27 protein-coding genes are annotated in these 24,916 nt (G+C 71.2%); 11 read left to right on the top strand and 16 right to left on the bottom strand.

What is annotated here, in order from left to right:
- Positions 1-201: 201 nt before the first annotated feature.
- The 7 genes from BIV23_RS16360 (at position 202) to BIV23_RS16330 (ending at position 7,599) form a co-directional block, all read left to right on the top strand.
- A complete protein-coding gene (locus BIV23_RS16360) occupies positions 202-1,011 on the top strand; it encodes an NAD-dependent epimerase/dehydratase family protein (RefSeq protein ID WP_071381586.1) in 810 nt (269 codons plus the stop codon).
- A gap of 288 nt (positions 1,012-1,299) precedes the next feature.
- Positions 1,300-2,070, top strand: a complete 771-nt coding sequence (locus BIV23_RS16355) for a DeoR/GlpR family DNA-binding transcription regulator (RefSeq protein WP_071381669.1) — start codon at positions 1,300-1,302, stop codon at positions 2,068-2,070.
- Positions 2,071-2,169: 99 nt separating this feature from the next.
- Positions 2,170-3,540: an ABC transporter substrate-binding protein gene (locus tag BIV23_RS16350; protein ID WP_071381585.1), complete on the top strand. Its 1,371-nt coding sequence runs from the start codon at positions 2,170-2,172 to the stop codon at positions 3,538-3,540.
- Positions 3,537-4,475, top strand: coding sequence for a carbohydrate ABC transporter permease (locus tag BIV23_RS16345; protein WP_071381584.1), 939 nt, complete (start codon positions 3,537-3,539; stop codon positions 4,473-4,475). Before BIV23_RS16350 ends, BIV23_RS16345 begins: the two co-directional genes overlap by 4 nt.
- Positions 4,472-5,308 carry a carbohydrate ABC transporter permease gene (locus tag BIV23_RS16340; RefSeq protein ID WP_071381583.1) on the top strand — a complete coding sequence of 279 codons (837 nt, stop codon included), beginning with the start codon at positions 4,472-4,474 and terminating at the stop codon, positions 5,306-5,308. Before BIV23_RS16345 ends, BIV23_RS16340 begins: the two co-directional genes overlap by 4 nt.
- Complete coding sequence (locus tag BIV23_RS16335; RefSeq protein ID WP_071381582.1) at positions 5,305-6,294, top strand: zinc-dependent alcohol dehydrogenase family protein; 990 nt, start codon at positions 5,305-5,307, stop codon at positions 6,292-6,294. Before BIV23_RS16340 ends, BIV23_RS16335 begins: the two co-directional genes overlap by 4 nt.
- A 111-nt stretch (positions 6,295-6,405) precedes the next feature.
- Positions 6,406-7,599, top strand: coding sequence for a TerD family protein (locus BIV23_RS16330; RefSeq protein ID WP_071381581.1), 1,194 nt, complete (start codon positions 6,406-6,408; stop codon positions 7,597-7,599).
- A gap of 66 nt (positions 7,600-7,665) precedes the next feature.
- Here the strand turns inward: BIV23_RS16330 and BIV23_RS16325 are convergent, their stop codons facing one another.
- The 3 genes from BIV23_RS16325 to BIV23_RS16315 form a co-directional block, all read right to left on the bottom strand.
- Complete coding sequence (locus BIV23_RS16325) at positions 7,666-8,232, bottom strand: TetR/AcrR family transcriptional regulator (RefSeq protein ID WP_071381580.1); 567 nt, start codon at positions 8,230-8,232, stop codon at positions 7,666-7,668.
- 96 nt (positions 8,233-8,328) lie between these two features.
- Entirely contained in the window at positions 8,329-9,792 is a 1,464-nt protein-coding gene (locus tag BIV23_RS16320; RefSeq protein WP_071381668.1) for an alkaline phosphatase PhoX, read from the bottom strand.
- A gap of 170 nt (positions 9,793-9,962) precedes the next feature.
- Positions 9,963-11,390 (bottom strand): hypothetical protein, encoded by a 1,428-nt coding sequence (locus BIV23_RS16315; protein ID WP_071381579.1) that lies wholly within the window; start codon positions 11,388-11,390, stop codon positions 9,963-9,965.
- Between the two features lie 277 nt (positions 11,391-11,667).
- On the opposite strand from BIV23_RS16315, the gene BIV23_RS16310 reads away from it, so the two are divergent.
- Complete coding sequence (locus tag BIV23_RS16310; protein WP_071381578.1) at positions 11,668-13,494, top strand: endonuclease/exonuclease/phosphatase family protein; 1,827 nt, start codon at positions 11,668-11,670, stop codon at positions 13,492-13,494.
- 13 nt (positions 13,495-13,507) lie between these two features.
- Here the strand turns inward: BIV23_RS16310 and BIV23_RS16305 are convergent, their stop codons facing one another.
- The 4 genes from BIV23_RS16305 to BIV23_RS50335 form a co-directional block, all read right to left on the bottom strand.
- Positions 13,508-14,257, bottom strand: coding sequence for an SRPBCC family protein (locus BIV23_RS16305; protein WP_071381577.1), 750 nt, complete (start codon positions 14,255-14,257; stop codon positions 13,508-13,510).
- Positions 14,258-14,272: 15 nt separating this feature from the next.
- On the bottom strand, positions 14,273-14,965 hold the full coding sequence (locus tag BIV23_RS16300; protein WP_071381576.1) for an ArsR/SmtB family transcription factor: 693 nt from the start codon (positions 14,963-14,965) through the stop codon (positions 14,273-14,275).
- Positions 14,966-15,052: 87 nt separating this feature from the next.
- Complete coding sequence (locus BIV23_RS16295; RefSeq protein WP_071381575.1) at positions 15,053-15,739, bottom strand: hypothetical protein; 687 nt, start codon at positions 15,737-15,739, stop codon at positions 15,053-15,055.
- On the bottom strand, positions 15,736-15,894 hold the full coding sequence (locus BIV23_RS50335; protein ID WP_177239913.1) for a hypothetical protein: 159 nt from the start codon (positions 15,892-15,894) through the stop codon (positions 15,736-15,738). The genes BIV23_RS16295 and BIV23_RS50335 overlap by 4 nt, the downstream gene beginning before the upstream one ends.
- Before the next feature lie 183 nt (positions 15,895-16,077).
- On the opposite strand from BIV23_RS50335, the gene dapA reads away from it, so the two are divergent.
- Entirely contained in the window at positions 16,078-16,980 is a 903-nt protein-coding gene (gene dapA / locus BIV23_RS16290) for a 4-hydroxy-tetrahydrodipicolinate synthase (RefSeq protein ID WP_071381574.1), read from the top strand.
- Positions 16,981-17,026: 46 nt separating this feature from the next.
- Positions 17,027-17,533, top strand: coding sequence for an HAD domain-containing protein (locus BIV23_RS16285; RefSeq protein ID WP_071381573.1), 507 nt, complete (start codon positions 17,027-17,029; stop codon positions 17,531-17,533).
- Between the two features lie 53 nt (positions 17,534-17,586).
- On the opposite strand, the gene dapD is transcribed toward BIV23_RS16285, so the two are convergent.
- From dapD to BIV23_RS16270, 3 genes are all read right to left on the bottom strand, one after another.
- Complete coding sequence (dapD, locus tag BIV23_RS16280; RefSeq protein ID WP_071381572.1) at positions 17,587-18,573, bottom strand: 2,3,4,5-tetrahydropyridine-2,6-dicarboxylate N-succinyltransferase; 987 nt, start codon at positions 18,571-18,573, stop codon at positions 17,587-17,589.
- Positions 18,574-18,646: 73 nt separating this feature from the next.
- Positions 18,647-19,180 carry a TetR/AcrR family transcriptional regulator gene (locus BIV23_RS16275; RefSeq protein WP_071381571.1) on the bottom strand — a complete coding sequence of 178 codons (534 nt, stop codon included), beginning with the start codon at positions 19,178-19,180 and terminating at the stop codon, positions 18,647-18,649.
- Positions 19,181-19,238: 58 nt separating this feature from the next.
- A complete protein-coding gene (locus BIV23_RS16270; RefSeq protein ID WP_071381570.1) occupies positions 19,239-19,562 on the bottom strand; it encodes a DMT family transporter in 324 nt (107 codons plus the stop codon).
- 106 nt (positions 19,563-19,668) lie between these two features.
- Between BIV23_RS16270 and BIV23_RS16265 the strand changes: the two genes are divergently transcribed.
- Positions 19,669-20,478: an AbfB domain-containing protein gene (locus tag BIV23_RS16265; RefSeq protein ID WP_071381569.1), complete on the top strand. Its 810-nt coding sequence runs from the start codon at positions 19,669-19,671 to the stop codon at positions 20,476-20,478.
- Between the two features lie 59 nt (positions 20,479-20,537).
- Here the strand turns inward: BIV23_RS16265 and BIV23_RS16260 are convergent, their stop codons facing one another.
- The 6 genes from BIV23_RS16260 to sufD are packed head-to-tail and all read right to left on the bottom strand — an operon-like array spanning position 20,538 to position 24,888.
- Positions 20,538-20,870, bottom strand: coding sequence for a metal-sulfur cluster assembly factor (locus BIV23_RS16260; protein WP_031166063.1), 333 nt, complete (start codon positions 20,868-20,870; stop codon positions 20,538-20,540).
- On the bottom strand, positions 20,867-21,334 hold the full coding sequence (sufU, locus tag BIV23_RS16255; RefSeq protein WP_071381568.1) for a Fe-S cluster assembly sulfur transfer protein SufU: 468 nt from the start codon (positions 21,332-21,334) through the stop codon (positions 20,867-20,869). Before sufU ends, BIV23_RS16260 begins: the two co-directional genes overlap by 4 nt.
- Positions 21,335-21,352: 18 nt before the next feature.
- Positions 21,353-22,609 (bottom strand): cysteine desulfurase, encoded by a 1,257-nt coding sequence (locus BIV23_RS16250; protein WP_071381567.1) that lies wholly within the window; start codon positions 22,607-22,609, stop codon positions 21,353-21,355.
- Positions 22,606-23,370 (bottom strand): Fe-S cluster assembly ATPase SufC, encoded by a 765-nt coding sequence (sufC, locus tag BIV23_RS16245; protein WP_071381566.1) that lies wholly within the window; start codon positions 23,368-23,370, stop codon positions 22,606-22,608. The genes BIV23_RS16250 and sufC overlap by 4 nt, the downstream gene beginning before the upstream one ends.
- Before the next feature lie 7 nt (positions 23,371-23,377).
- A complete protein-coding gene (locus tag BIV23_RS16240; RefSeq protein ID WP_071381565.1) occupies positions 23,378-23,707 on the bottom strand; it encodes a non-heme iron oxygenase ferredoxin subunit in 330 nt (109 codons plus the stop codon).
- Positions 23,704-24,888: a Fe-S cluster assembly protein SufD gene (gene sufD / locus BIV23_RS16235; RefSeq protein ID WP_071381564.1), complete on the bottom strand. Its 1,185-nt coding sequence runs from the start codon at positions 24,886-24,888 to the stop codon at positions 23,704-23,706. The genes BIV23_RS16240 and sufD overlap by 4 nt, the downstream gene beginning before the upstream one ends.
- Positions 24,889-24,916 lie beyond the last annotated feature (28 nt).

The following is a 24,916-nucleotide window of genomic DNA, read 5'->3' as shown; positions in this document are numbered from 1 at the left end:
AGAAACACACTGATGCATGGTTCTGATCCGTGTCTACATTTCTGAACGCGACCACGCTAAGGGGCGCCCTTACGGCAGGTCAAGCAGGCAAAGGCGCAACTCTGGAGCGGATTCTCCGCGTTCACGCGACACTTGACGCTGCCGGGTGAAGCTCTCTAACTTGTCCATGTATGTGAATACCGGCTACAAGGAGAACCGAGGATGCCCGCTCCCCGCACCGTTCTGCTCACCGGCGCCGCCGGCGGGCTCGGCACCCTGATGCGGTCCCGGCTGCCGGAGTACGGCTACGCGCTGCGCCTGTTCGACATGCGCCCCGTCGAGGGCGCGCCGGACGCGATCACCGCCGACCTCGGCGACACGGCCGCGGTGCGCGAGGCGGTGCGGGGCGTGGACGCGGTCCTCCACCTCGCGGGCATCTCCCTGGAAGCCCCGTTCGACAAGATCCTCAAGGCGAACATCGAGGGCACCTACAACCTCTACGAGGCGGCCCGCCAGGAGGGCGTGCCCCGGATCGTCTTCGCCTCCTCCAACCACGCCGTCGGCTTCACCCCCGCCCCGCGCGCGGGCGAACCGCTCATCCCGGTCGACGCCCCGCGCCGCCCGGACACCTTCTACGGCCTGTCCAAGTCCTTCGGCGAGGATCTCGCCCAGCTGTACTGGGACAAGCACGGCCTGGAGACCGTCTCGGTGCGCATCGGCTCCTGCTTCCCGGAACCGACCAGCGTGCGCATGCTCTCGGTGTGGATGAGCCCGGCCGACGGCGCCCGCCTCTTCCACGCGGCCCTGACCGCCGAGGAAGTCGGCCACACGGTCGTCTACGGCTCCTCCGCCAACACCCGGCTGTGGTGGGACCTGACCACCGCGCGGGCGCTCGGTTACACGCCGCAGGACGACTCCGAGCCGTACGCCGACAAGCTGATCGCCGAGCAGGGCGAGCTCGACCCGGCGAACCCGGCCCACAGCCACCTGGGCGGGCACTTCGTGAGCGACCCGCCCATCTGGCCGTACTGACCCCGCGGACGACGTCCGGGAAGAAGGCTCCCGGCGGCGGAAAACCGTCGCCCACGCGCGCGGGCGGGCACCGAACGGGCCCGCCCGCCGCCCCGTCCGGGCATCCGGGCCGCCCGCTCCGACCCCGCCGGACACGGCCTCGCAGGTCCGCGCCGGGCACCGCGCCCGGCAAACGGGCCCACACGGGCAGAAACGGGCCCACGACAGGCTTGGTCGGTGCCGCACCCCCGCTGTAGAACTTCCCCCATGGGCCCGAACGGGCAGTTCCACGCGGAAGCGGGTGACGGCATGAGCACCAGGACGGCAGAGGAGCGCCAGCGCGAGATCGTGCTGGCGGCGCGCGCCACCGGCTCGGTCGACGTCGCCGCGCTCGCCGAGGAGCTGGGCGTGGCCAAGGAGACCATCCGGCGCGATCTGCGCGCCTTGGAGGACCACGGCCTGGTCCGCCGTACGCACGGCGGCGCCTATCCGGTGGAGAGCGCGGGCTTCGAGACGACGCTCGCCTTCCGCGCCACCAGCCATGTGCCCGAGAAGCGCCGGATCGCGGCCGCCGCGGCCGGGCTGCTCGGGGACGCCGAGACGGTCTTCGTCGACGAGGGCTTCACCCCGCAGCTCATCGCCGAGGCCCTGCCCACCGACCGGCCGCTCACCGTGGTCACCGCCTCGCTGCCGGTCGCGGCCGCCCTCGCCGGGGCCGAACAGGTCTCGGTGCTGCTGCTCGGCGGCCGGGTCCGGGCGGGCACGCTGGCCACCGTCGACCACTGGACGACGAAGATGCTCGCCGGCTTCGTCCTCGACCTGGCCTTCATCGGCGCCAACGGCATCTCCCGCGAGTACGGCCTGACCACGCCCGACCCGGCGGTCAGCGAGGTCAAGGCACAGGCGCTGCGCGCCGCCCGGCGGACCGTGTTCGCGGGCGTGCACACCAAGTTCGGCGCGGTCAGCTTCTGCCGGTTCGCCGAGGTCGGCGCGCTCGAGGCGATCGTGACGAGCACCCTGCTCCCGGCCGCCGAAGCCCACCGCTACTCCCTGCTGGGCCCGCAGGTCATCAGGGTCTGAAAAACAAACCGACCAGGTCTGAAAAACAAACTCACCACCTCCAGGGGCTCTTCATGTCGAGAAACGCCCCTTATCTCCCCATATCTCCAGGAGCGACCCATGCGCACCCCGAGCCGACGGAGGCCGCGAGCCACGCTCGCCATGGCCGCCGCGGGAACGCTGCTCGCCCCGCTGCTCTCCGGCTGCTGGGCCGGCGCGGGCGGGACCGGTTCCGGCGGCGACTCCATCAACGTCCTGATGGTCAACAACCCGCAGATGACCGAGTTGCAGAAGCTGACCGCCGCGCACTTCACCAAAGAGACCGGCATCAAGGTCAACTTCACGGTCCTGCCCGAGAACGACGTCCGCGACAAGATCAGCCAGGACTTCGCCAACCAGGCCGGGCAGTACGACGTGGCCACCCTGTCCAACTACGAGATACCGATCTACGCCCGCAACAGCTGGCTGCACGAGATGGACTCGTACGTCGCGAAGGACCCGTCGTACGACGAGAACGACGTACTCAAGCCGATGCGCCAGTCCCTCACCGCCGACGACGGCAAGCTCTACGGGCAGCCCTTCTACGGCGAGTCGTCGTTCCTGATGTACCGCAAGGACGTCTTCGCGGCGAAGGGCCTCACCATGCCCGCCCACCCCACCTGGCAGCAGGTCGCCGGCCTCGCCGCGAAGGCGGACGGCGCGAGGCCGGGGATGAAGGGCATCTGTCTGCGCGGACTGCCCGGCTGGGGCGAGCTGACGGCGCCGCTGACGACGGTCGTGAACACCTTCGGCGGCACCTGGTTCGACAAGAGCTGGAAGGCCCACCTGGACTCGCCCGAGTTCGAGAAGGCGACAAAGTTCTATGTCGATCTCGTCCGTGCGCACGGCGAGTCCGGCGCAGCCCAGTCCGGCTTCGCCGAGTGCCTGAACGACATGACCCAGGGCAAGGTCGCCATGTGGTACGACGCCACGAGCGCCGCCGGACTGCTGGAGGCGGCCGGTTCACCGGTCAAGGGCAGGCTCGCCTACGCCCCGGCCCCCGTCGAGAAGACCTCGTCCTCCGGCTGGCTCTACACCTGGGCCTGGGGCATCCAGAAGGCCTCCCGCAACCCCGACAAGGCCTGGAAGTTCGTCTCCTGGGCGTCGAGCAAGGGCTATGAGCAGCTGGTCGGCAAGACCAGCGGGTGGCCGGACGTCCCGGCGGGCAAGCGGGCGTCGACGTACCAGAACGCCGACTACCGCGCGTCGGCCGCCTCCTTCCAGGAGATGACCAGGCAGGCCATCGAGAGCGCCCGCCCGAACGACCCCGGGGTGCAGCCGCGGCCCGCACCCGGCATCCAGTTCGTCGGCATCCCGGAGTTCACCGACCTCGGCACCAAGGTCTCCCAGGAGATCAGCGCGGCCATCGCCGGACGCCAGTCCGTCGGCTCGGCCCTGAAGAAGTCCCAGCAGCTCGCCGAGAAGATCTCCAAGGAGTACGAGGGACGATGACAGCCACGACCACGGCCGCCCTCGCGGCCTCCCCCGCACAGACGGTGAGACAACCCTCCGCCCGGCTCCGCGCCTGGGCCACCCGGGCCCCGCTGCTCCCGGCCCTCGTGTTCATGATCGCCGTGACCCAACTGCCGTTCGTGGCCACGCTGGTGATCTCCTTCTTCGACTGGAACGCCCTCTACCCCAAGGCCCGTCACTTCACCGGCCTGGACAACTACCGCCAGGTGCTGACCGACGCCGACCTGCGCCAGTCGGTGTGGACGACCGTGCTGCTCACGGTGGCGGTGGTGCTGGCCAGCCTGGTGCTGGGGCTGGCGCTCGCCCTGCTGCTGGACCGCAGGTTCCGCGGCCGGGGCATCGTCCGCACCCTGCTGATCGCACCCTTCCTCGTGGTGCCGGTGGCTGCGGCGCTGCTCTGGAAGCATGTGCTCTACAACCCTGAATACGGCTTGCTCAATGGGTTGTTGCACTATGTGGGCGGCCCCCAGCCGGACTGGATCTCCCACACCCCGCTGCTCGCGGTCGAGGCCTCCCTGGTGTGGCAGTGGACGCCGTTCATGATGCTGATCCTGCTCGCCGGTCTGCAGAGCCGGGACCAGCAGCAGATCGAGGCCGCCCGGGTCGACGGCGCGAACGACTGGCAGGTCTTCCGCCATCTGACCCTCCCCCACCTGCGCCGCTACCTCGAACTCGGCGCCCTGCTCGGCTCGATCTACATCGTGCAGAACTTCGACGCGGTCTTCACGATCACCTCGGGCGGCCTGGGGACGGCGAACCTGCCGTACACGGTCTACCAGAGCTTCTACCAGGCCCACGAGAACGGCCTCGCCTCGGCGGCCGGCGTCCTGGTCGTCATCGGCTCGATCATCATCGCCACCTTCGCGCTGCGCGTGGTGTCGTCCCTGTTCCGCGAGGAGGTGTCCCGCGCATGACCGCCGTATCGCGCCTGCTGCGCCGGAACGGACCGGGCCTCGTGGCCTGGCTGGCCGGGATCGTGTTCTTCCTGCCGATCGCCTGGATGGCGCTGACCTCGTTCCACTCGGAGGCGGACGCGGCGACCAACCCGCCGTCCTTCACCGCGTCGTTGACGCTCGACGGCTACCGCGAGTTCTTCGGCAGCGGCGGCGGGGCGAGCCCGTGGCCCGCGCTGGTCAACTCCACGGTGGCGTCGGTGGTCTCCACGCTCTGCGTCCTCCTCCTGGCCCTCCCGGCGGCGTACGCGCTGTCGATCCGTCCGGTGCGGAAGTGGACGGACGTGCTGTTCTTCTTCCTGTCCACGAAGATGCTGCCGGCCGTGGCGGGCCTGCTGCCGATCTACCTGTTCGCCAGGAACACCGGGATGCTCGACAACATCTGGCTCCTGGTCGTCCTCTACACCTCCATGAACCTGCCGATCGCGGTGTGGATGATGCAGTCCTTCCTCGCCGAGGTGCCGGTCGCCGTCATCGAGGCCGCGCGCGTGGACGGTGCCCGGCTGCCGACGATCCTCGCGCGCGTGGTCGCCCCGATCGCCCTGCCCGGCATCGCCGCCACCGCCCTGATCTGCTTCATCTTCAGCTGGAACGAGCTGCTGTTCGCCCGAGTGCTGACGGGCGTGGTCGCCGAGACCGCACCCGTGTTCCTGACCGGCTTCATCACCAGCCAGGGCCTGTTCCTGGCCAAGGTGTGCGCCGCGTCGCTCGTCATCTCCCTGCCGGTGCTCGCCGCGGGGTTCGCCGCCCAGGACAAGCTGGTCCAGGGCCTGTCGTTGGGAGCCGTGAAATGAAGGCCGCCGTCATCGAGTCCGTGGGCCGCGCCGTGGTCACCGAGGTGCCCGACCCCACACCGGGCCCGCGCGAGGTCGTCGTGGAGGTGGCGGCCTGCGGCCTGTGCGGCACCGATCTGCACATCCTCCAGGGCGAGTTCGCGCCCAAGCTGCCGATCGTCCCCGGGCACGAGTTCGCGGGCGAGGTGGTCGGGGTCGGCGGCCAGGTCACCGAGGTCGCGATCGGCGACCGGGTGGCCGTGGACCCCTCGCTGTACTGCTACGAGTGCCGGCACTGCCGCGACGGCCACAACAACCTGTGCGAGCGGTGGGCCGCGATCGGCGTGACCACGGCGGGCGGGGCGGCACAGTACGCGGTCGCCCCCGTGGCGAACTGCGTGAAGCTGCCGGAGCACGTGCGCACCGAGGACGCGGCCCTCGTGGAACCGCTGTCCTGCGCGGTACGGGGCTACGACATCCTCAGCAGCCGGCTCGGCGCCCACGTCCTGATCTACGGCTCCGGCACCATGGGCCTGATGATGCTGGAGCTCGCCAAGCGCACGGGCGCGGCGAGCGTGGACGTGGTGGACGTGAACCCGGCGCGGCTGGAGACGGCACGGCGCCTCGGCGTGTCGGCCGCGGCGGCCGGCGCGGACGAGCTGGAGCGGCCGCGGGGCTGGGACGTGGTCGTGGACGCGACCGGCAACGCGGCGGCGATCCAGGACGGCCTGGGCCGGGTGGCGAAGGCGGGCACCTTCCTGCAGTTCGGGGTGGCCGACTACGCGACCCGGGTGACCATCGACCCGTACCGCATCTACAACCAGGAGATCACCATCACCGGCTCCATGGCGGTGCTGCACAGCTTCGAGCGGGCGGCGGAGCTGTTCGCGAACGGCGTCCTGGATCCGCAGGTCTTCATCAGCGACCGGATCCCGCTGGAGCGCTATCCGCAGGCACTGAAGCAGTTCGCGGCGGGGGTGGGCCGGAAGATCGTGGTGGTGCCCTGAGCCGGCTGCGGGCGGGGCCCGGATCCCGCTCGGGGTCGGGCCCCTGAGCCGATGGGGGGCTGGGTAAGGGAACGGTAAAGCGGTGTCGTTCGTTCACCCGGCATGACAGCTATGACCCCAGGCTCGAACATCCCTCTGCCGGCCGCCCGCGTCGCGGTGGACGTGGCCGCGCCCGTGCGGCTCGACGTGTCGGGCCTGCTGCTCACGGGCGACGGCAAGGTGCGCTCGGACGACGACTTCATCTTCTACAACCAGCCGGCGGGCCCGGGCGTGACCTACACGTCCGGCGGGGGCACGGCCCCCGACTCGGTCACGGTCGACACCCTCGCCGTCCCGCCGGACATCGAGAAGATCGTGGTCACCGCCAGCCCGGACGCGGCCGGCCAGACCTTCCAGGGCGTCGAGCCGACGGCCACGATCCGCGACGCGCACACCGGCGCGGCGCTGGCCACGTTCACCCCGCCCCGGCTCGGCGCGGAGACGGCGCTGGTCGTCGTGGAGCTCTACCGCCGGGGCGGCGCCTGGAAGGCCCGCGCCGTGGGCCAGGGGTACGCCGACGGCCTGGCCGGCATCGCGACGGACTTCGGCGTGACGGTGGAGGAACCGGCCGCGGCCCCCGCGGCACCGCCGCAGCCGGTTGCCCCGCCGGCCCCGCCGATGTCCACCCCGGCGGCTCCCCCGATGCCGCCGGCCCCGCCCGCGCCGCCCGCCCCCGTCCCCGGCGCCGGGAAGGTGAACCTGGACAAGGGCCGGGTCAGCCTCCGGAAGAACCAGACGGTGTCCCTGGTGAAGGCCGGCCGCCCGCTGCTCTCCCAGGTGAAGATGGGCCTCGGCTGGGAGCCGGCGTTCCGCGGCGCGGACATCGACCTGGACGCCTCGGTCATCGCGTACGGCCCGCAGCGCAACCACGTCGACAGCTGCTACTTCGGCAAGCTGACGATCCTGAACGGCGCGATCAAGCACTCGGGCGACAACCTCACCGGTGAGGGCGGGGGCGACGACGAGGTGATCGTGGTCGACCTCGGCCGCATCCCCCCGGAGGTCACCGGCCTGGTCTTCACGGTCAACTCCTTCTCCGGGCAGAAGTTCACGGAGGTCGCCAAGGCCTACTGCCGCCTGGTCGCCGCGGTCACCGACGAGGAGCTGGTCCGCTTCGACCTGACCAACGCCGAGCCCCAGACGGGCGTCATGATGGCCAAGTTCGTCCGGCAGTTCTCCGGCGAGTGGGACATGACGGCGCTCGGCGACTTCGTCAAGGCCCGCACGGTCCGGAACATGGTGGATCCGGGGGCGCGAGCCCTGTAGCCCCCCGCCACGGCGCAGCCGTACAGCACCCGCCGACGCAGCCGCCGCGCCCTCCGGGGCGCGGGGCTACGCCCGCAGTCCCTCCGTCACCAGTGCCAGATAGCGCCGGATCCGCGTTCCCTTCCCGTCCGCCAGCTCCGCTGCCGTGGTCACCCCGTGGGCCAGCCGCAGCAGTTCGACCGGCTCCAGGTCGGCGCGCAGGAAGCCGTCCGCCCGCGCGGCCTCGATCAGCCGGTCCGCCGCGCCGCGCACGGTCGTCCCGCACGCCGTCAGCGCCGCCGTGCTGCCGTCCGTGACCGCCGATCCGAGCAGCGCCTTCAGCCCGCGCACCTGGATCGAGCCGACACACAGCTCGTACAGCCACTCCGTCAGCGCTTCGCCCGGCGGCAGTTGTGCCGCCAGCTCGTCGGCCCGCGACCCGAGCGCCTCGACACGGCCCACGTACGCGGCCTCCAACAGCGCCTGCCGCGTGGGGAAGTGCCGGTACAGCGTGCCGGAGCCGACGCCCGCCCGCTTGGCGATGTCGTCGAGCGACGCGCTCTCCCCATGCTCGGCGAAGGCCTCGGCCGCCACCTTCAGCAACCGCTCGTAGTTGCGCCGAGCGTCCGCGCGCATGGGCCTGACCTGCGCCATCCCGCTACTCCTTGCCAACCGGGGGCTCTCTCCGCATGGTATCGAACACGAACGGCCAAGCTCAGGAGGACGGCCGCGGTGCGAGCGGACGAACGGTTACCGCCTCTGCCGCTTCCACGGCCCCGTGATGGCCAGCATGATGCCCGGGGTCTGGATGTTGGCGTACAGGGTCCTGCCGTCGGGCGAGAAGGTGACGCCGGTGAACTCGCTGTATTCCCGCTCCTTTGCGGTGCCGATGTTGAGTTCGTTGCGCGCGATCGGATACGTGAGGCCGCTCTCGGTGGCGCCGAACAGATGCTGGACGCCCTCGCCGTCCTCGGCGATGACGAGGCCGCCGTACGGGGAGACGGTGATGTTGTCGGGGCCGTCGAAGACACCGTCCTGCGCGGGGTCCGGATCGACGCCGAGCAGCACCTTCAGGGTCAGGGTGCGGCGCTTCGGGTCGTAGAACCAGACCTGGCCGTCGTGCGGGACCGGGCTCTCCTCGCGGGCGTAGGAGGAGACGACGTACGCGCCGCCGTCGCCCCACCACATGCCCTCCAGCTTGCGGGCGCGGGTGACCTGACCGGTGCTGAACTGCTTGCGGACGGAGACGGCCCTGGCGTCGCGGTCGGGGACGTCCACCCAGTCGACGCCGTAGACCGTGCCGATCCTCGTGGCACGGGAGAGGTCGTCGACGAACGTCCCGCCGGAGTCGAAGCACTTGAAGGCCTGGAGCAGGCCCGCGTCGTCCGCGAGGGTGCGCAGCTTGCCGCGGCCGTGGCGGAAGCCCTCCGGCGGGGTCCACCGGTACAGCAGGCCGTTGGGTCCGGAGGCGTCCTCGGTGAGGTAGAGGTGGCCGCGCCCGGGGTCGACCACGACGGCCTCGTGGGCGTAGCGGCCGAGTGCCTTGACCGGCCTCGGGTCGCGGTTGGCCCGGCGGTCGGCGGGGTCGACCTCGAAGACGTAGCCGTGGTCCTTGGTCATGCCGTTCCGGCCGGCCTTGTCCTCGGTCTCCTCGCAGGTCAGCCAGGTGCCCCACGGGGTGCTGCCGCCCGCGCAGTTGGTGGCGGTGCCCGCGATGCCGACCCACTCGCCCACATGGTCGCGGCGGACCTCGACCACCGTGCAGCCGCCGGCCGCCGCCGGGTCGTAGACGAGGCCCTCGGCGAGCGGCACCGGGTGCGGCCAGGCGGCGCGGGGGCCGGCCAGCTCGTGGTTGTTGACGAGCAGGGTGGCGCCGCGCGGGCCTTCGAAGGTGGCGGTGCCATCGTGGTTGGACGGGGTGAACTCGCCCGACTCCAGCCTGGTGCGGCCGCTGTAGGTGATGACGCGGTAGGTGAAGTCCTCGGGCAGGGCGAGGAGGCCGGCCGGGTCGGCGATCAGGGGGCCGTAGCCGACGCCGTGCCGACCGCGCGCCGCCGCACCGTCCGCGGCCCCGGTGCCGGCCGCGGTCCCGGCGTCGTCCGTGGCGGCGAGGGCGCCGGGGGCACTGGCGAGGGCACCGACGCTGCCTGCCAGCGCCACTCCGGCACCGGTGATCGCGGATGTTCTGGTGAAGTCCCTGCGGGTGAGCGACATGGTGTCTCCTGAGACGGTGGGAGTGCCGTGGAGGGTGGCGTCCTCGGTCCGGCGCACACGCTCGTGCCCGCTTCTGAACACCGGCTGAACGCCGGGCGACTTCAGAACCCTTTGTTCAAGAATCCGTATGCACTACCCCATGCCGAACCCAAGGGTTTCTTCGGCCGCCTTCAACTCCCCTGCTGGGAGCGGGCCTTGAACGCCGCCTTCCGGGCCTCCTTCGCCACCTTCTTGTCCGGGTGCAGCCGGCCCATCGCCTCCAGCACATCGGCGGTGGCCGGATGCTCCACCCGCCACGCGGCCGCGAAGAACCCGCTGTGCTGTGCGGCCAGCCCCTCGACCAGGGCCTGCAGCTCCTCGGAGTTGCCCTCGGCGGCGAGCTGTGCGGCCACCGTGTCGATGGTCAGCCAGAAGACCATGTCCTCGGACGGCGCCGGCACCCCGGCGGCGCCCTGCTCCGTCAGCCACACCCGGGCGAGGCCGCCCAGCTCCGGATCGTCCAGCACCTCGCGCAGCGCCGGTTCGGCGTCCCCGCCGATCAGCGACAGAGCCTGCTGGCAGCGCAGCCGGCGCAGCGGCGCGCCCTCGTCACCGCCGCGCGCGGCCGCGAGCAACTCCCGTGCGGCGTCCAGCGCTTGACGTCGGGCCAGCCACAGCTCGGTCTCGGCCTGGGCCGCCGACGGCCCGAATCCGGCCGTGCCGTCGAGCAGCGCGTCCGCGCCCTTGTCGGCCAGCTCCCCGACGGCCGGCGCCTCGAAGCCGGCGTCCAGCAGCCGCGCCCGCAGCCCGTACGCGCCGAGCGGGGTGAGCCGGACCATGCCGTAGCGGGAGACGTCGGTGTCGTCGACCAGCTCCGCCGGTTCCTCGCCGGTGTCGGCCATGAGGGCCTCGTCGACGGGCTGGTACTCCACGAGCCCGACCGGCTCCAGCACCCGGAACTGGTCGTCCAGCCGCATCATCGCGTCGGAGACCTGCTCCAGGACGTCGTTGGTGGGCTCGCCCATGTCGTCGGGGACGATCATCGAGGCGGCGAGGGCGGGCAGCGGGACGGGGCCGTCGCCGGGGCCGTCCTCACTCACGGTCAACAGGTAGAGGTTGCCGAGGACACCGTCGAGGAACTCCGACTCGGCCTCGGGGTCCCAGTCGAGTGACGAGAAATCGACCTCGCCGCCCTCGTCCAGCGCGTCGACCAGATCGTCCAGGTCGGGTACGGCGGCGTCGGCGAGGACGGTCTCGACGGCGGCCAGCCACACGGTGAGCACGTCGTGCGGGGAACCGCCGGTGAGCAGCGCCAGCTCATCTCCCGCCCGGACCGTCCCCTCCTCCTCGTCCACGATCTCGACCAGCCCGGCGTCCACCGCGACCCGCCAGGCCTCCCCGGCGTGGGCGGCGGCGTCGTCCCCGGTCAGTCCGAGCAGTTCGGCGGCGGCCGGAAGCTGTTCCTCGGCCAGGCCGCCGCCGGCGTCCACACGGGTGTCGGGTCCGGCCCAGCGGGCGAGGCGGGCGGCACGGGAGAGCAACGGCGTGGACAGCGCGGCACGCGCCAGCTCCGCTTCGGGACGCAGCCGTACGGGCGGCAGGGGGGAGCTGTCTGACATCGGCTGGTTCTCCTCGGACCGTGAACGGGCTCGACCGCTCAGCCTAGACGGATTTCCACCCATGCCGCCCGGTTCATCTCTCCGTCGGCCGCCGTACATGGCTGAAACCTTGACAACTCCCTTGCACAAGCTGGAGATTGACGCGCGTAGAAGTTCGGGGGACAACTGTTCACTCGGCTCTACGCGTGTCACGGAGGGCGACCAGCCCCCCACGCTCCCGGTCCGCCCCCGTGCCCCACCTCGTCCCGGCGCCTCGTCACATCCCCGGAGGGATCCCTTGCCGAGCAGGTCTTCCGCGCGTCTTGCCGCGCTCACCGTCGCCGCCGTCTGTTCCGCCGCGTCCGCCGTGGTGCTCACCTCTCCCGCGCACGCCGACTCCGTGCGCATCCACGACATCCAGGGCACCACCCGGGTCTCGCCGCTCGCCGGCCAGACGGTGACGGACGTGCCCGGCATCGTCACGGCCACGCGCGCGTACGGCTCCTCCAGAGGTTTCTGGATGCAGGATCCGACCCCGGACGACGACCCGCGCACCAGCGAGGGCGTGTTCGTCTTCACCAGCTCCGCGCCGAAGGTCGCGGTCGGCGACTCGGTGACGGTGACCGGCACGGTCTCCGAGTACGTCCCGGGCGGCGCCTCGTCCGGCAACCAGTCCCTGACGGAGATCACCAAGCCGACGGTCACCACGGTCTCCACCGGCAACCCGGTCCCGGCGCCGGTCGTGATCGACGCGAGGTCGGTCCCGAGCCGGTACACCCCGGCGGGCGACACGGCCGCGAACGGCTCGGTCAACGGCCTGACGCTGCGGCCGTCGACGTACGCCCTGGACTACTACGAGTCCCTGGAGGGCATGAACGTCCAGGTCGCCGACGCCCGCGTGGTCGGCCGCACCGACCCGTACAGCGAGCTGTGGGTCACGGTGAAGCCGCACGAGCACCGCAACCGCCGCGGCGGCACGGTCTACGGCTCCTACGACTCGCAGAACACCGGCCGGCTCCAGATACAGTCGCTGGGCGCGACCGCCGACTTCCCGAAGGCGAACGTCGGCGACACGCTCACCGGCACCACCACCGGCCCGCTCGACTTCAACCAGTACGGCGGCTACACGCTGGTCGCGAGCAAGCTCGGCACGCTGAGGAGCGCGGGCCTGGAGCGCGAGACCACGCGCAAGCAGTCCGGCCGCCAGCTGGCGGTGGCGACGTACAACGTCGAGAACCTCGACCCGTCGGACACCACCTTCGCCCAGCACGCCGCGGCGATCGTCGACAACCTGCGGTCGCCGGACATCGTGTCCCTGGAGGAGATCCAGGACGACAACGGCGCCACGGACGACGGCACCGTCGACGCGAGCGTGACCGTGAACAAGCTGATCGACGCGATCGTCGCGGCAGGCGGCCCCACGTACGACTGGCGCTCCATCAACCCGGTCAACGACCAGGACGGCGGCGAGCCGGGCGGCAACATCCGCCAGGTGTTCCTGTTCAACCCCGCGCGGGTGTCCTTCGTGGACCGCGCGGGCGGCGACTCCACCACCGCGGTCGGCGTCACCAAGGTGAACGGCACGGCGGAGCTGACGGCCTCGCCGGGCCGGGTCGACCCGGCGAACGCGGCCTGGAAGGACAGCCGCAAGCCGCTGGCCGGCCAGTTCGTCTTCCACGGCAAGACCGTCTTCGTGATCGCCAACCACCTGGTCTCCAAGGGCGGCGACCAGCCGCTGACCGCGCAGTACCAGCCGGTGACGCGCAGCTCCGAGATCCAGCGCCATGCGCAGGCGACGGCGGTGAACGCGTTCGTCAAGGACATCCTGAAGGTCCAGAAGAACGCCGACGTCGTCGCGCTCGGCGACATGAACGACTTCGAGTTCTCCGGCACCGCCAAGATCCTCGAAGGAGACGGCGAGCTGTGGTCGGCGATCAAGTCCCTGCCGAGGAGCGAGCGTTACACCTACGACTACCAGGGCAACGAGCAGGTCCTGGACCAGATCCTGATCAGCCCGCAGATCCGGCGCGACGGCGACTTCGCGTACGACAGCGTGCACATCAACGCGGAGTTCAACGACCAGATCAGCGACCACGACCCGCAGGTGCTGCGCTTCCGCCCGTAGGCCTCGACGGGTTTCAGGCCTGGCCGAACACCCCGTTCAGCCAGCCCTGCCAGGCGGTCTCGTTCGCCTCGGCATCGGCGTCCGGCGCGAAGTCGTGGACGCTGATGCCGAGCGGGGCGCCCCAGTGGCCGCGCCCGAAGAACCGGATGAGCGCGCCCTCGGTGCGCAGCCCGAGGAAGTACGGGTTGCGGTAGTCGACCACGGCGTCCAGGGTCCGTCCGCCGGGCCCCCGGACGCCGGTCTTCGTCCCCGCGGCCGCCTCGTCCGGCAGGCCGAGGGCGTGGGCGGCGGCGGCGAGCGCCTGCTGGGTCGCCGACACTGCGGGTCCGTTGACCTGGGCGAAGGTGACCGGGCGGGGCGCGAAGTGCGTGAGGTACTCGCACAGGGTGTGCAGATAGAAGTTGGTGTGCTTGCTCGCGCCGTCGTACTGGTTGTTCCAGTCGTCGGTGAAGATGCCGCTGTGTACGTAGCGCACCCAGGCGCGGCGGCCCTCGTCGCGGGGCTCGATGGTGTAGTCGAGCTGGTTGGCCGACTGGGTGGGCATGCCCGTGTTCTCGCTGCGGTTGGTGTAGCGGTGGGGCGGATCCCAGGCGGTGACGGTGGATCCGAAGGGTCCCGAACCGCCGACGCGGGGCTCGGGCGGGTCCATCGGCCAGAGGTAGGCGCCGGACGCGTTGACGACCGCGTCCCACACCTGCTCGGGCGGGACGTCGACCTCGAACTCGCGGACGATCTCGAATTCCTTGGGTGATTCCTGGGACATGGCGGGGGCTCCTGCTTACTGATCCGGTACGGGGATGGGCTGGTCCTCGACGGCGGGGTCGACGGCTGGGCCGACCGCGGGATCCGCGACCGCGGGATCCTCGGGCACGGGTCCTTCGAGCACGGGTTCTTTGAGCGTGGGGTGGAGGGCGACGACGATCCGGTGGTCCCGGCCGCCCTCGGCGCCCGGGGCGTCGTACTTGCGGACCAGGGCGCTCACGCCCGCCGTCAGCTCCTGCACGAAGGCCGCGCGGTCGGCCGCGGAGGCGAAGCGGACCTGGCCGTCCAGGGCGTAGGTCGCCAGCTGCCGCCGGGCCTTGGCGGCGCCGGTGATCAGCGCGCCGACGTCCCGCACCAGACGGGCACCGAGCGCGAGCAGCCAGCGCGCGGACAGCTGGTCCCGGAAGCGCTCCGGATCCGGCTGCACGGCGGGCAGAGCGGCCGGCGAGATGACGTACGACGCGGCGGTCGCGCGCATCAGCCGCTCGGTGACATTGCCCTTGCGGCGCTCCCCGGCCAGTTCGACCAGGCCGTGCCGCTCCAGCGCCTTGAGGTGGTAGTTCACCTTCTGCCGGGGCAGTCCGACCTTGCCGGCCAGCATCGCGGCCGACGCGGGCTCGGCTGCCAGCTCGGCGAGCAGCCGGGCCCGTACGGGGTCCAGCGACACGGCCGCCGCCTCGGGGTCCTCGATCACGGTCACGTCCAGCATGCGTCCACCCTCGCACCGAAAACTTTTTTTGTCCAGACGGATCAATTTTTCGGTGAGAGGGCGGCGGTGACGCGGGACGGGTGACGGCTAAGGGGTTCCCCCCTGTTCGCCGAGCCGAGCGAGCTGGGTCTGGAACCAGTCGAGGCGCGCCTGCAGCAGGGCGGCCTCGGCGGCGAGTTCGGGCACGCCGAACTCCGCGTCGGACGCCGGGTTCAGCGCCGGCAGCGCCGTACCGCCTCCGCCGCGCGCCACGACCTTCAGCCCCTCCCCGGCCAGCCGCGCGAACCCGGCGAGCGAGACCGACGTACGCCCGCGCACGCAGCCGGCGCAGACGGGGACGAGGGCGAGCCAGCCGGGGCGGCCCCAGCCGGCGTCGGCGAGCGCGACGGCGCCGGCCCCGCAGGCGCACGGGCCGGCGGTGGCCGCGCGCACCCGCTGGCGGGCGTAGCGGAAGCCGCGCTCGAAGCGGATGTAGGCGCCGAGCACGGTGATCTCCAGCAGGAGCGCGGTGCGGTGCTCGGCGGTGCACAGCATGGCCTCGGCGGCCGCGCGGTCGTGGACGCAGTGGAAACCGCAGTCGCACAGCCGCGCGGGCGGGCGGTGCCGTCGGCCGTAGACACAGGAGGCGTCGTCGAGCACGCCGTACGGCAGCGCGCCGCCGAGCGACACCCCCGTGAACCGGGCCCGGGTGCCGTCCTGGGACAGCACCGGGTGGGCGATCTTGTATCCGGTCGGCGGCTCCGTCGGGCGTTCCGCCGGGAGCCGCAGTCTCATCGGGCGGCCGGGACCTCTTCGCGGGCCGGCTCCGCCGGTTCGACGTGGACGGTGGCGGCGTCGGTGGCGGCGCCCTCGGGGAGCGGGAGCTCTTCCTCGTGGACGAGCGGCCGCTCCTCGGCGACCCCGGTGGCCAGTGCCTTGCCGAGCTTCATGGTGCCTCCCATGACGGACTGACGGACTGACGGACGTCACGCGCCCCTTCGGCCATAGTGACCCATGAGGGCCCGAGTTGGACACAGCGCCTTCGGCCGCACACCAACTCATCAGAGATACTTAGGTATATCCCTTAGAAAAATTAAGTAGAGCTACGTCATCGCGCTGCCGAGACTACTCCCATGACGAGCACACGCGACACCGCCCGGCCCTTCGGCCGCACCCTCTGCGCGATGATCACGCCGTTCACCGAGGCGGGCGCCCTCGATCTGGACGGGGCCGGGAGTCTGGCCGCGCGCCTGGTGGCCGAGGGCTGCGACGGCCTGGTGCTGAACGGCACCACGGGTGAGTCGCCCACCACCTCGGACACGGAGAAGGCGGAGCTGGTCGCGGCCGTCCGGGACGCGGTCGGCGACCGGGTGGCCCTGGTCGCGGGCGTGGGCAGCGCCGACACCCGGCACACGGTCGAGCTGGCACTCGGGGCGCAGAAGGCGGGCGCCGACGGGGTGCTGGTGGTGACGCCGTACTACAGCCGGCCCCCGCAGGAGGCGGTCGAGGCACACTTCCGCCAGGTCGCCGACGCGAGCGGACTGCCCGTGATGCTCTACGACATTCCCGGCCGCACCGGCACCCGGATCGAGCCGGACACGATGATCCGGCTGGCCGCACACCCGCGGATCGTGGCGGTCAAGGACTGCTCCAACGACTTCCTCGGCACCCAGAAGGTGCTGGCCCGTACGGAGTTGGCGTACTACGCGGGCTGCGACGAGCATGTGCTGGCGCTGTACGCGATCGGCGCGGCGGGCTGCGTGAGCACGGTCGGCAACGCCGCCCTGGGCCACATCGCGGCCATCCTCGACGCCTTCGACGCGGGCGACACCGCCCGGGCGCGCGAACTCCAGCTGCGTGCCACGCCGTTGATCGAGGCGATGATGGGCGCGGGCCTGCCGGGCACGGTCACCGCCAAGGCCCTTCTCGCCCGGCTCGGCCTGCCCGCGGGCCCGGTGCGCGCCCCGCTGCTGCCCGCCGACCGGGCGACCGCCGACGGGCTGCTGGCGCTGTACGAGGAGCTGACGGCAGCCTGATCAGCGGTCGGCGAACCCCGGCCGCCGCCTGCCGTACGGTGGCCCCGTGACCCGCCCCCTGCTGTTTCTGGACGTCGACGGCCCCCTGAACCCGTACGCGGCGCGGCCGGAACGCCGGCCCGCGGGCTACACGACGATCCGGGTGCCCCTCGCCTACCGGCGGCCCCTGCGGGTCTGGCTGAACCCGGCCCACGGCCCGGCGCTGCTCCGGCTCGGCTACGAACTGGTCTGGGCGACGAGCTGGCTGGCGGAGGCCAACGTGTGGATCGCACCGGTCGTCGGCCTGCCCGCCGACCTGCCGTACGTCGACTTCGGCCGGGGCCTGTTCGCCGAGCGCCCGGACGGCGTCCACTGGAAGACGGAGGCGATCGTGGCGTACGCCTCGGGCCGGCCGTTCGCCTGGGTGGACGACGAGCAGAGCCCGACGGACACGCTGTACGTCAGGGCCCGTCACCCCGGTCCGGCCCTGCTGCACCACGTCGATCCGCGGGTCGGCCTGCGGGAGGGCGACTTCGCGGTCCTGCGGGAGTTCGCGGCAGGCGTCGGCACCTGACAGAAGCGCCCCTCACCAGGCGGTGAAGGGCGCTTCCGGGCGTGCGGTGCGCGTCAGTTGTGGCTGTGCAGGATGTCGTTCAGGCCGCCCCAGACCGCGTTGTTCGGGCGGGCCTCGACCACGCCGGTGACGGAGTTGCGGCGGAAGAGGATGTTGGAGGCGCCGTTCAGCTCGCGGGCCTTGACGATCTGGCCGTCGGGCATGGTGACCCGGGTGCCCGCGGTGACGTACAGGCCGGCCTCGACGACGCACTCGTCGCCGAGCGCGATGCCGACGCCCGCCTCGGCGCCGATGAGGCAGCGCTCGCCGATGGAGATGCGCACGTTACCGCCACCGGACAGGGTGCCCATGGTGGAGGCGCCGCCGCCGATGTCCGAGCCGTCGCCGACCACGACACCGGCGGAGATGCGGCCCTCGACCATCGAGGTGCCGAGCGTGCCGGCGTTGAAGTTGACGAAGCCCTCGTGCATGACCGTGGTGCCCGCGGCCAGGTGCGCGCCGAGGCGGACCCGGTCGGCGTCGGCGATGCGGACGCCCTTCGGGGCGACGTAGTCCGTCATGCGCGGGAACTTGTCGATCGAGGTGACCTGGAGGTGCAGGCCCTCGGCGCGGGCGTTGAGGCGCACCGTCTCGATGTCGTCCACGGCGACCGGGCCGAGCGAGGTCCAGGCGACGTTGGCGAGGTGGCCGAAGATGCCGTCCAGGCTCTGGCCGTGCGGCTTGACCAGGCGGTGCGAGAGCAGGTGCAGGCGCAGGTAGGTGTCGTGCGCGTCGATCGGCTTCTCGTCCAGCGAGGCGATGACCGTGCGGACCGCGACCACCTCGACGCCCCGGCGGGCGTCCGGGCCGACCGCCTTGGTCGCGCCCTCGCCCAGCAGCTCGGCGGCCTGCTCGGCGGTCAGCCGCTCGGTACCGGCCGGGCCGGGCTGCTCGACCAGCTCGGGGGCCGGGAACCAGGTGTCGAGGACGGTGCCGTCGGAGGCGATCGTGGCGAGGCCGGCGGCGACGGCGCCGGTGGTGCGGGAAGCGGTGTCGGTCATGTGACAAAACCTAACGTGAGCGGCCTCGCGGAGGCGAACCGGCGCCGGGCCGTCTCACCTGCCGGGCGCGGCTTCAGGGGATCAGACGGGCGAGGGCGGTGCGCGCGTACTCCTCGTCGTACGAACCGCCGGTCAGCAGCACCTGGAGGCAGATGCCGTCCATCAGCGCGAGCAGCGCGCGGGCGGTGACCGGGTCGGTGCGCCGGGCGAGCAGCTCGGCCGCGTCCTCGGTCCACTCGGCGGCGACGGGTCGCAGCGCGGGCCGCCGCAGCGCGGCCAGATACAGCTCGTACTCCAGCTCCACGCCGCTGCGCTCGCCGCCCAGCCAGGCACCGAGTTCGGCGGCCAGTTCGGCGGCGAGATCCCCCTGGCCGCCCGCCGGCAGCCGTTCGGCGAGCCTGCGGCCGAAGCCCTCGTTGGCCTGCCGCAGCGCGGCCACCATCAGCTCTTCGAGGGTGGCGAAGTGGTACGTCGTGGAGCCGAGCGGCACGTCCGCCTCGGCGGCGACGGTGCGGTGGCTCAGTCCGGCGATGCCGTCCCGGCCGACCACGCGGATCGCGGCGTCGAGGATCCGCCGGCGCCGCTCGGGGTCGTAGCGCCGGGCCATCAGTGGCTCGCCCCGCCGAGGATCCGCCGGCGCCGCTCGGGGTCGTAGCGCCGGGCCATCAGTGGCTCGCCCCGCCGAGGTTCAGCACGACCACGCCCCCGATGATCAGCAGGATCCCGGCGACCTTGGTCGCGCTCAGCCCCTCTCCGAACAGCAGCAGCCCGAGGACGGCGATGGTCGCGGTGCCCACCCCGGACCAGATCGCGTACGCGGTGCCGATCTGCACGCTCTTCAGCGTCTGGGCGAGCAGCGCGAAGGAGACGACGTAGCCCAACGTCGTCACGAGCGAAGGCCCCAGCCGGCTGAACCCCGCGCTGTACTTCATCGCCGTCGTCGCGGCGACCTCGGCGGCTATGGCGCCGGCGAGCAAGAGATATCCCATGTGTACGAGCGTACACAACGTATGCGTACGGGTGTACACAACGAGAAAGTTTCACTTTCACAGAAAACGCTCACTGCGGCTCCCCGGGCCGCTAATGTGCGGGCTCATGCCCGACCACACCCCCCGCCCCTGGGAGAGCGGCTGGAGCGCCGACGTCTCCCGGACCCCTGGCACCCGAAGACTCTGGCTGGCCGGTGCGCTGGCACTCGCGACGGTCGTCGCCTGCGTGACGGCATTGGCCGTGGACAGCACGGACCCCGGTCCGGCCGCCGCCGCGGCTCCGCCCGCCCCGCCGGCGGACCACGGCCCCGGCCTGCTCTCCTTCGCCTCCCCGTCGACGCGCACGGCCGCGCCGCCGAAGGGCACGAGCACCGCGCCCTCGACGGCACCGCAGTCGGCCGTCTCCCCCTCGGCCGGACCATCCGCCTCCCCCGTCACGTCCCCGCCCCGTCGAGGGAGTTCACAAGGGAGTGCACAGCGCCCGCCGAAGCCGGCCGCGACGGGGACCTCCGTCCGCTCCGTCAACTACCCGGACCGCTACTGGCACATCAGCGGCGACCACGTGCGGCTCGACCCGATCACCTCCACCGCCGACCGTCTCGCCGCGACCTTCACGGTCGTCAAGGGCCTTGCGAACAGCGGCTGTTACTCCTTCGCCACGGCCGACGGCGGCTACCTCCGCCACCGTGACTTCCTGCTGCGCGCCGAACACGACGACGGCACCGCCCTGTTCCGCCAGGACGCCACGTTCTGCCCCCGCCCCTCGTCCGTCGGCGGCGCGACCATGCTGGAGTCGGTCAACTACCCAGGCCGCTTCCTGCGCCACCAGAACTTCCTGCTGAAGCTGGACCCGTACCAGGACACCGATCCGTACCGGGCCGACTCGGCGTTCCGGCTCGTGGACGCACCGGCCTGACCGCACGAAAGAGCGACGGCACCCGCATCGGGTGCCGTCGCTTCACGCACGCGGTGACGTCAGACGTTGAACCCCAGCGCCCGCAGCTGCTCGCGGCCGTCGTCGGTGATCTTGTCGGGGCCCCACGGCGGCATCCAGACCCAGTTGATGCGCAGCTCGTTGACGAGGCCGTCCGTGGCGGACTTGGCCTGGTCCTCGATGACGTCGGTCAGCGGGCAGGCCGCCGAGGTCAGGGTCATGTCGATCGTCGCGATGTTCGCGTCGTCGATGTGAATGCCGTAGATCAGGCCGAGGTTGACGACGTCGATGCCCAGCTCGGGGTCGACGACGTCGTACAGCGCCTCGCGGAGTTCTTCCTCCGAGGCCGGCTTCATCTCAGCGGTCTCGCTCATGCCGTCTTCCTTTCGGCTTCGGCGCCACCCAGCGCCTGGGCCGTCGCGTCCTTCCACGCCATCCAGCTCAGGAGGGCGCACTTGACCCGCGCGGGGTACTTGGAGACGCCCGCGAACGCGACCGCGTCCTCCAGGACCTCCTCCATGGCGTCGTCGGGCTCGAGCCTGCCCTTGGACTGCATCAGCTCCAGGAAGGTCTCCTGGATCTTCTGCGCCTCGGCCAGTTCCCTGCCGACGAGGAGTTCGTTGAGGACCGACGCGCTCGCCTGGCTGATGGAGCAGCCCTGGCCCTCGTACGACACGTCCTTGATCGTCGTGCCGTCGTACTTCACGCGAAGGGTGATCTCGTCGCCGCACGTCGGGTTCACGTGGTGCACCTCGGCGTCGCCATCCCGAAGACCACGCCCGTGCGGGTTCTTGTAGTGGTCCAGGATGACCTCCTGGTACATCGAATCCAGCTTCACGGTTTCAGCTCACGCCTCTCAGCCGAAGAAGTTCCGTACGTGCTCCAAGCCGTCGACCAGTGCGTCGATCTCGGCCGGCGTGGAGTACAGGTAGAACGACGCTCGCGTGGTCGCAGGAATTCCGTAGCGCAGGCAGACGGGGCGCGCGCAGTGGTGGCCGACGCGGACCGCGATGCCCTGCTCGTCGAGGACCTGGCCCACGTCGTGCGGGTGGATGTCGCCGAGCGTGAAGGAGATCGCCGCGCCCCGGTCCTCGGCCGTGGTGGGGCCGATGATCCTCAGGTCCGGGACCTGTGCCAGGCGCCGCACCGCGTACTCGGTCAGCGCGTGCTCGTGGGCGAGGATCTTCTCCATGCCGATGGAGTTCAGGTAGTCGATCGCGGCGCCGAGGCCGACCGCCTGGGCGATCGGGGGCGTGCCCGCCTCGAACTTGTGGGGCGCGGGAGCGTAGGTCGAGGAGTGCATCGACACCGTCTCGATCATCTCGCCGCCGCCCAGGAACGGAGGCAGGTCCTCCAGCAGCTCCTGGCGGCCCCAGAGGACGCCGATGCCGGTCGGGGCGCACATCTTGTGGCCGGTGAAGGCCACGAAGTCGGCCTGGAGGGCCTGCACGTCCAGGGGCATGTGCGGGGCGGCCTGGGAGGCGTCGACGCAGACCAGCGCACCGACCTCCTGGGCGCGGCGCACTATCGCCTCGACGGGGTTGACCGTGCCCAGGATGTTCGACACCAGCACGAAGGAGACGATCTTCGTCTTCTCGGTGATGACCTCGTCGATGTTCGAGAGGTCGAGACGGCCGTCGTCCGTCAGGCCGAACCACTTCAGCTTCGCGCCCGTGCGCTGCGCGAGCAGCTGCCACGGCACGATGTTGGAGTGGTGCTCCATCTCCGTGATGACGATCTCGGTCTCGTGGTCCACGCGGTAGGGCTCGTCGGCCCAGCCCAGCATGTTCGCCACGAGGTTCAGCGACTCGGAGGCGTTCTTGGTGAAGATCACCTCGTCGCGGCTGGGCGCGTTGATGAACTCGGCGACCTTGTCGCGCGCGCCCTCGTACAGCGCCGTGGCCTCCTCGGCGAGCACATGCACGCCGCGGTGGACATTGGCGTTGTAGCGCTCGTAGTACTCGCTCAGGGCGTCCAGCACCTGGCGCGGCTTCTGCGAGGTCGCCGCGTTGTCCAGGTACACGAGCTTCTTGCCGTCGTGGACCACACGGTCCAGCACGGGGAAGTCCTTGCGGATCGCCTCGGTGTCGAGGAGGCCCGGCAGCTGTGTCACGCGGATACGCCACCCTTCGTGTACGCCTCGTAGCCCTCGTCCTCCAGCTTGTCGGCGAGCTCGGCACCGCCGGACTCGACGATCCGGCCGCCGGAGAAGACGTGGACGAAGTCGGGCTTGATGTAGCGCAGGATGCGCGTGTAGTGCGTGATCAGCAGGGTGCCGACCTCGCCGGTCTCGCGGACGCGGTTGACGCCCTCGGAGACGATGCGGAGCGCGTCGACGTCGAGACCGGAGTCGGTCTCGTCGAGGATCGCGACCTTCGGCTTGAGCAGTTCGAGCTGGAGGATCTCGTGGCGCTTCTTCTCACCGCCGGAGAAGCCCTCGTTGACGTTGCGCTCGGCGAAGGCCGGGTCCATGTTGAGGCGCTCCATGGCCTCCTTGACCTCCTTCACCCAGGTGCGCAGCTTGGGAGCCTCGCCGCGGACGGCGGTGGCGGAGGTGCGCAGGAAGTTGGAGACCGAGACGCCGGGGACCTCGACCGGGTACTGCATCGCCAGGAACAGGCCCGCGCGCGCGCGCTCGTCGACGGACATCTCCAGGACGTCCTCGCCGTCGAGCAGCACGCTGCCGCTGGTGATCGTGTACTTCGGGTGACCCGCGAGGGAGTAGGCGAGGGTCGACTTGCCGGAGCCGTTGGGGCCCATGATGGCGTGCGTCTCGCCCTGCTTCACGGTGAGGTCGACGCCCTTGAGGATCTCCTTCGTGGCGTTGTCGGCCTCGACGGTGACGTGCAGGTCTCGGATTTCAAGCGTTGCCATGGGTGCCTCAGGACTCCTGGGTGAGGGAGACGAGAACGTCGTCCCCTTCGATCTTTACGGGGTATACGGGGACGGGGCGCGTCGCGGGGAGGCCGGACGGCTTGCCGGTGCGGAGGTCGAAGGAGGAGCCGTGCAGCCAGCACTCGATCTGGCAGTCCTCCACCTCGCCCTCGGAGAGGGAGACGTTCGCGTGCGAGCAGATGTCGTAGATCGCGAAGACCTCGCCGTCGGTCTTGACGACCGAGACCGGCGTGCCGTCGAGTTCCACCCGCTTCGGGGTGTCCGTCTCCAGCTCGCTGAGCGCGCAGGCGCGGACGAACGCGGACGAAGCTGTCATGCGACCGACGCCTCCAGCTCCTCCTCGATCTTGGCGAGCAGGCGCTCCTCGATGTCGGCGACACCGATCTGCTGGACCAGCTCGGCGAAGAAGCCGCGGACCACGAGGCGGCGGGCCTCGTGCTCCGGGATGCCGCGGGCCATCAGGTAGAAGAGCTGCTCGTCGTCGAAGCGTCCGGTGGCGGAGGCGTGGCCTGCGCCGACGATCTCGCCGGTCTCGATCTCCAGGTTCGGCACCGAGTCGACGCGCGCGCCGTCCGTGAGGACCAGGTTGCGGTTCATCTCGTAGGTGTCCGTGCCCTCGGCCGCGGCCTCGATGAGGACGTCGCCGATCCAGACCGCGTGCGCCTGCTCGCCCTGCAGCGCGCCCTTGTAGACGACGTTGGACTTGCAGTGCGGGACGTTGTGGTCGACCAGGAGGCGGTGCTCCTGGTGCTGGCCGGCGTCCGTGAAGTACAGCCCGAGCAGCTCGGTTTCGCCGCCGGTGCCGGCGTACGCGACGCGCGGGTGCAGGCGGACGACGTCGCCGCCGAAGGTGACGACGACCGACTTGAAGCTCGCGTCGCGCCCGACGAGGGCGTTGTGCTGGGCCACGTGCACGGCCTTGTCGTCCCAGTCCTGCACCGAGACGACGGTCAGCTTGGCGCCGTCGCCCAGGATGTAGTCGACGTTGGCGGCGAGCACCGCGTCACCGGTGTGGTCGATGACGACGACGGCCTCGGCGAAGGCCTTCAGCTCGACGACCTGGTGGGCGTAGGCCACCCCGCCCTCCCCGTGCACGGCGATGCGGATCGGCTCGGTGAGCACCGTCTCCTTGGGGACGGTGACCACGCCGGCCTTCTCGAACGCCGAGTACGCCTGGGCGGCGACGCGGTCCACCGGGGTGCCCGCCGTGCCGATCCGGGCGTCGTCACGGTCGACGGTCTCGACGATGACGCCCTCGGGGGCCTCCACGACGACCTTCACGCCCGCGCCGGTGGCGACGGCGGTGCCGTCGTGCAGCCCGCGCAGCCGCTCCAGCGGGGTGAACCGCCACTCCTCCTCGCGGCCGTGCGGAACCGGGAAGTCCGCCACGTCGAAGGACGGGGGCGCGCTCATACGCGTGGCGACGGTCGACTCGGCGGCCACCGCGATCTGGCCCGCGGTGGTGGAGCCCACGGGGATGTTCTGAGCCTCAGCCATGGCTGCGGTCTGCTCGCTTTCTTGCGTA

This window comes from Streptomyces monashensis (assembly GCF_001866665.1).
Lineage (GTDB): Bacteria > Actinomycetota > Actinomycetes > Streptomycetales > Streptomycetaceae > Streptomyces > Streptomyces monashensis.
The sequence above is the reverse complement of the archived record's forward strand: the minus strand, read 5'-3'. Positions and strand labels throughout refer to the sequence as shown.

Excerpts from the sequence above, each read along its gene's own strand:
- BIV23_RS16325 (WP_071381580.1), bottom strand. The coding sequence starts at position 8,232 with ATGGCGCAGGTCAGGCCCATGCGCGCGGACGCTCGGCGCAACTACGAG.
- dapD (WP_071381572.1), bottom strand. The coding sequence starts at position 18,573 with ATGACCGACACCGCTTCCCGCACCACCGGCGCCGTCGCCGCCGGCCTC.
- sufD (WP_071381564.1), bottom strand. The coding sequence starts at position 24,888 with ATGGCTGAGGCTCAGAACATCCCCGTGGGCTCCACCACCGCGGGCCAG.
- BIV23_RS16355 (WP_071381669.1), top strand. The coding sequence starts at position 1,300 with ATGAGCACCAGGACGGCAGAGGAGCGCCAGCGCGAGATCGTGCTGGCG.
- BIV23_RS16265 (WP_071381569.1), top strand. The coding sequence starts at position 19,669 with ATGCCCGACCACACCCCCCGCCCCTGGGAGAGCGGCTGGAGCGCCGAC.
- sufC (WP_071381566.1), bottom strand. The coding sequence starts at position 23,370 with ATGGCAACGCTTGAAATCCGAGACCTGCACGTCACCGTCGAGGCCGAC.
- BIV23_RS16295 (WP_071381575.1), bottom strand. The coding sequence starts at position 15,739 with ATGAGACTGCGGCTCCCGGCGGAACGCCCGACGGAGCCGCCGACCGGA.
- BIV23_RS16305 (WP_071381577.1), bottom strand. The coding sequence starts at position 14,257 with ATGTCCCAGGAATCACCCAAGGAATTCGAGATCGTCCGCGAGTTCGAG.
- BIV23_RS16270 (WP_071381570.1), bottom strand. The coding sequence starts at position 19,562 with ATGGGATATCTCTTGCTCGCCGGCGCCATAGCCGCCGAGGTCGCCGCG.
- BIV23_RS16320 (WP_071381668.1), bottom strand. The coding sequence starts at position 9,792 with ATGTCGCTCACCCGCAGGGACTTCACCAGAACATCCGCGATCACCGGT.
- BIV23_RS16300 (WP_071381576.1), bottom strand. The coding sequence starts at position 14,965 with ATGCTGGACGTGACCGTGATCGAGGACCCCGAGGCGGCGGCCGTGTCG.
- BIV23_RS16275 (WP_071381571.1), bottom strand. The coding sequence starts at position 19,180 with ATGGCCCGGCGCTACGACCCCGAGCGGCGCCGGCGGATCCTCGACGCC.
- BIV23_RS16340 (WP_071381583.1), top strand. The coding sequence starts at position 4,472 with ATGACCGCCGTATCGCGCCTGCTGCGCCGGAACGGACCGGGCCTCGTG.
- BIV23_RS16240 (WP_071381565.1), bottom strand. The coding sequence starts at position 23,707 with ATGACAGCTTCGTCCGCGTTCGTCCGCGCCTGCGCGCTCAGCGAGCTG.
- BIV23_RS16360 (WP_071381586.1), top strand. The coding sequence starts at position 202 with ATGCCCGCTCCCCGCACCGTTCTGCTCACCGGCGCCGCCGGCGGGCTC.
- BIV23_RS16345 (WP_071381584.1), top strand. The coding sequence starts at position 3,537 with ATGACAGCCACGACCACGGCCGCCCTCGCGGCCTCCCCCGCACAGACG.
- BIV23_RS16350 (WP_071381585.1), top strand. The coding sequence starts at position 2,170 with ATGCGCACCCCGAGCCGACGGAGGCCGCGAGCCACGCTCGCCATGGCC.
- BIV23_RS16330 (WP_071381581.1), top strand. The coding sequence starts at position 6,406 with ATGACCCCAGGCTCGAACATCCCTCTGCCGGCCGCCCGCGTCGCGGTG.
- BIV23_RS16260 (WP_031166063.1), bottom strand. The coding sequence starts at position 20,870 with ATGAGCGAGACCGCTGAGATGAAGCCGGCCTCGGAGGAAGAACTCCGC.
- BIV23_RS16335 (WP_071381582.1), top strand. The coding sequence starts at position 5,305 with ATGAAGGCCGCCGTCATCGAGTCCGTGGGCCGCGCCGTGGTCACCGAG.
- dapA (WP_071381574.1), top strand. The coding sequence starts at position 16,078 with ATGACGAGCACACGCGACACCGCCCGGCCCTTCGGCCGCACCCTCTGC.
- BIV23_RS50335 (WP_177239913.1), bottom strand. The coding sequence starts at position 15,894 with ATGAAGCTCGGCAAGGCACTGGCCACCGGGGTCGCCGAGGAGCGGCCG.
- BIV23_RS16315 (WP_071381579.1), bottom strand. The coding sequence starts at position 11,390 with ATGTCAGACAGCTCCCCCCTGCCGCCCGTACGGCTGCGTCCCGAAGCG.